Genomic DNA, 4,630 nt, shown 5'->3' with positions numbered 1-4,630 from the left:
GCTGCGGACCACCCGACAGCGCGACCAGCACGTCCGGGAGCCAGCCAGGGCTCAGCGTGCGCCGCAGATCGTGCAGCAGAATGCGCCGATCAGGACCAGACAGATCCTCAATCCCAGTCACACCCACTCCCACGGAAGATCCACAGACCCTCCGGGCCTGCTCGACCGTTCCGCCGCGCAGTGCGACTGCCTCGCCGTCTCCGAGGCCCCCGTAGCCTTTCTGCGTGACGGGCACTTCGCCCAAGGCTGCACTATCTGGCCGTAAGGTGACAATCCGATATACGACCGTCACCACAGCCCCACGGGGGCCGTCCGCTGCCCAGCCGCGCCGAGACGCGAGCCGAACCCGCGTCACCGCATCCCCAGCTACCTGCGACAACGCCGTCACCCTGACGACAAGACCGCCTCACGCACCCAGCCCGCCTCGGCCGACATGATGCTCATCACGTCGCGCCAGCCGCAGGACGCCGACCAGGCAGGCCAACTGGACGTCGACACCGCTCCCGGCGACGCGCGCAGCTCGACCTGACCGCGCCTCCCGCACCCGGGACGCCCTCCCGGACGACCAGGAGCGCCACGGGCGGTGAGCCCGCGCGCAGGCAGCACCGACCGCCTCCTCGTTGCGTTGTTGCGTGGTACGACTCGGGATCGGGCCGCGTGGCGGTCCGGGGCGCTAGGCCGCGCAGGTGGCTCGGCTCGCCTGGTCGTGCTCGTGGGCGGCAATGCGACGGGGCGGTGCTCGAAACGACCGCCCTTTAGTGCTCATTCTCACCTGGTAGTCTTCCCGGCCTCGCCGTCCACGAAAACCCGCCTCTTCGGACTCTCTCGCACCCACTACGAGGCCCGTTGGTCAGCCACACAGTCACGCGGTCCGCCCGCTCCGGGTTCTTATCCTCCGCCCGGAGGGATCAGAGGAAGCTGGCAACTGTGTCCATTCAGGGGTGCGAGGTCGTAGTTCGCTGAGCTGGGTGTTTGTGTTGGTGTGACACGCCGCTGGTGTTGCCTGGTGGTCGGGACTGGTGGCGGATGATCTGGGTTGTGGCTGATCCGCCGGTGTCGTGGGAGCCGCGTCTGGTGGCGGCGGAGGCGGGGATCGAGGAGCTTGGTGTTGGGCTGGCTGCGGCGGAGGCGGGGAACGAGAAGCTCGCGGCGGTGAACGGGCGGTTGCGTCGGGTTGTGGAGGACGCGGCGGCGCGGCATGAGGCGGAGATCGGCGCGGTGCGCACGGAGCGGGACCAGGCGCTGGGGCGGGCTGTGGAGCTTGAGCGGAAGGTCGCCGAGCTGGAGTTGGAGGTCGCCGAGTTGCGGCGGCGGGTCGGGATGGACAGTACGAACTCGTCGGTCCCGCCGTCGAGGGAGCCGGTCGGCGCGAAGGAGAAGCGGCGGGCTGAGCGTCGCCAGGGTTCGGAGCGGGTCCGGTCGAAGGAGAAGAAGCCGGGTGGGCAGCCGGGGCATCCGGGGTCGGGGCTTTCCCGGGAGGCGGAGCCAGACCGGTCGCGGGCGGCGGACCCGCCGGCGCAGTGCTCGTCGTGCGAGGCTGACCTGGCTGACGCGGTGGTGCTCCCCGATGGCTGGGCGCAGGTCTGGGACCTGCTCGACCCGGTGCTGGAGAAGGTGGAGTGGGTGCTGCCGCGGCGGCGGTGTGTCTGCTGCCGGAAGGTCACCACGGCCCGGGTGGCGGGGGTGCGGCATGCAGCGGCGGGCACGGTGTCCTACGGGCCCCGGCTGCACGCCGCGGCGGTGCTGCTGGCCTCGGAGGCCAACGTTCCGGTGGAACGGGCCGCGAGGGTCATCGGTGCGCTGCTGGGGGTGGAGGTCTCAGCCGGGTTCGTCGCCCGCGCGAACGAACGACTCGCCCACGACCTGGAAGCGGCCGGGTTCGACGAGGCGATGAAGACGGCGCTGCGAGCGGAGCCGGTGCTGTGCGGCGACGAGTCCCCGGTCAACGTGCTACGCAGGGACCTCGACGAGGTCACCGGCATGGTGCTGTCTGGCACCCCGCACCTGCTCGTCCTGCGGACCCCGACACCGGGGCTGGTCTGGTACACGGCGATCAGCTCACGGTCGTCGGAGGCGATCGACGCCACCGGGGTCCTCGACGGGTTCACCGGCTACCTGACCCGCGACGACTACGCCGGCTGGCACCAGTACGACCCCACCCTGGCCGGGGTGCAGCTGTGCTGCGCCCATCTGATCAGGGCGTTGCGGGCGGTGCGGCAACTCGCACCAGGCGCGCAGAAATGGGCCGGTCGGCTCATCGACCTGCTCCGCGAGGCCCAGGGCCTGGCGGTGGCTGCCCGCGCCGCGGGCGAGACCCGCCTCGACTAGGCCACGATCGAGGGTCTGCGGGCCCGGTACGACGCCGACGTCCGGATCGGTGAGCTGGCGAACATGTCCCGGCCCTGGGCCGACGACCGCAACCATCCCGGCCTGGTCCTCGCCCGCCGCCTCGCCGCGAAAGCCGACCAGGTCTGGCTGTTCCTGACCGACTTCAAGATCCCCTGGACGAACAATCCCAGCGAGCAGGCGATCCGTCTCCCGAAACGCCACCAGGCCGTCTCGGGCTACTGGCACACACCCACCACTCTCGCCGCCTACCTCCGCGTGCGTTCCTACCTCGTCTCCGCCCGCGACCACGGCCTGACCGCGATCGACGCGATCCGCCGGGCCCTCGCCGGCAACCCCTGGATGCCGGTCCTCCAGGCGACCCGTCCCGCGCCTGCCCTCACCACCTAAACCAACATCAACACGGGACCGCCCAAACCGCCACCCGTGAATGGACACTGGCAACTCCGTGCGGACCGGTCGCCGCTATCGGGAACCGCTGGCGCACCGACCGCCGTCGCAGCCGGCGAGCGCTGGCACCGCCAGCAAAATGGCCACCGGGCCGTGATCGGCGGAGTCGCCGAGATGCCGGACCGCTCGCTACCGCCTCGCCAACTACGACGCCGACTCGCCAAGGAGACCCGCTCCCGACACCCCGTAGGGATCACTTGTAAATGAGCGGCCGGTCCTGGGAGTTCGCGTCTATCTAAGCCGCGCCCCAGGGGCCACCGCCGGGATAGTCGAGCAGTGCACCGCCGGCCGCGACCGTGCCCAGCGAACTGCCAGCGAGGCGTTTGCCCTGGTCAGCCGCCCTGATCAAGTAAACCTGACCATGCTGCTCATGCGGTACTCAAGTAGTAAGCCGAGTGCTCATCTATCCGTGATCCCTGCACCCCCCGTCGGTCCCCCCACCGGACCCCCTACCGGACCCCCCACCGGCACGCTAGTAAAGGCTGGTGGGCGGACGGAACTCCGCTGGCGCAGGTCGGACGAGGTGTGCCACCCACCCAAGCACTCCGCGACTTAATAGCGAGGCAACGAGCTGATAGTCGATGCGGGACCGGCGTGCTGGCGGCGCGCGGTCCCGGGTGGTCTGGTCGGGCGGTTTGTGACGTTTGCTTTTCCCGCTGCATTTCGCTCCGCCTGGTGCTTTTCTGTTCTTGGCTTTTGCTTTACTTTTCGCTCTTTCTCTTTCTCGTTTCACCTCCCGATTGCAGCATTCGCGCCACGAACGCCGTTTCCATCATTGCGCATCACTCAAAGAATCATGAATTGGTGGACGATTGGGGGTTGTATTCGCGCGGGCATAGGCGGAGAATTAGATATCGGCACCGGGAGCGGGACGAAACCCCCCGGGAGTTCCCCCAAGGCAGAGGAGAGACCTCGTGACCAATGGCGCCTTTTCTTCGGACACGCCGTCCGCTCTTCCGGGCGCGAGAGTCCAGCCGGAAGACATGGCCAGAGTGACGGCGGACGACTGGCGCGCGATTCAGGTCAAGGCGCGCAAGTTCTGCCGTGTCCTGGACGCTGTCGACTCGCGTAAGCGGATGGACGGAAACGCGACATTCACGGGTCGTGGCTACGGCACGGCGGACGTGAGCGACGACATCACACAGGATGCCGTGTTGCTGTTCGCCCAACTGCTTGGGAAGATCATTCGGAAGTTTGAGCCCGTGACCTACTCCGTGGCCACGCGGGAACCGGATTCGTGGCTCTACGTCACGAAGCAAGGCGGGACCTTCGTTGCCACCCGTGACAGCATCCAATACACCGCCATGCGGGACGCTGCCCGACGCAACGGATACCAGCTCGACAAGAAGCCTGACGAGATCGACGCGACCCCCGGCGCACAGCAGATGAAAGCTGTTGCCCGTATGGAGTTCGTAGCCGTCGCGACRCACCTTGCCGCCAACAGTGAGGCTATCTGGCGCTACGCGTACGGTGACGGTCGGGAGTTCCCCGTTCTCGCGGACGTGCTCAACGAAGGAAACCAGGCCGAAGACCTCGGGCGCGCGGGCATCCTTGCCAAGGTGGCACAGAAGCGGCACGGTGGCGCCTACGGTTCCCGTCGCGCTGTGATCCRTACCCGTGACGCTGCCCTAGCGGAATTCCGGGAACTGTCCGAACGAGCTGACGCCGTACGGGAAATGATCACCTACCGCGCCACGCGGGACGGCACGGAGCACTGACGTTCCATCTGTCCTCACGGAGAGGGCACCGGGGAAGTTCTCCCGGTGCCCTCTCCGTATTTCTACGCCGTTGTTCCGGCCGGACGGTCGGAACGCTTCCCGGCGCGTAACAAGGT

1 protein-coding gene and 1 pseudogene are annotated in these 4,630 nt (G+C 68.1%); both read left to right on the top strand.

Annotated elements, in window-relative coordinates; all coding sequences use genetic code 11:
• The first annotated feature begins 1,026 nt into the window (after window positions 1-1,026).
• Window positions 1,027-2,736 (top strand): annotated as a pseudogene (locus KBI5_RS22995) (IS66 family transposase).
• A 974-nt stretch (window positions 2,737-3,710) separates the two neighbouring features.
• Window positions 3,711-4,514: a hypothetical protein gene (locus KBI5_RS22990; protein WP_085016441.1), complete on the top strand. Its 804-nt coding sequence runs from the start codon at window positions 3,711-3,713 to the stop codon at window positions 4,512-4,514.
• Window positions 4,515-4,630: the final 116 nt, after the last annotated feature.

It is taken from the genome of Frankia sp. KB5, assembly GCF_002099325.1.
Taxonomy (GTDB): domain Bacteria; phylum Actinomycetota; class Actinomycetes; order Frankiales; family Frankiaceae; genus Frankia; species Frankia casuarinae.
This window is presented reverse-complemented; position numbering and strand designations above follow the sequence as displayed.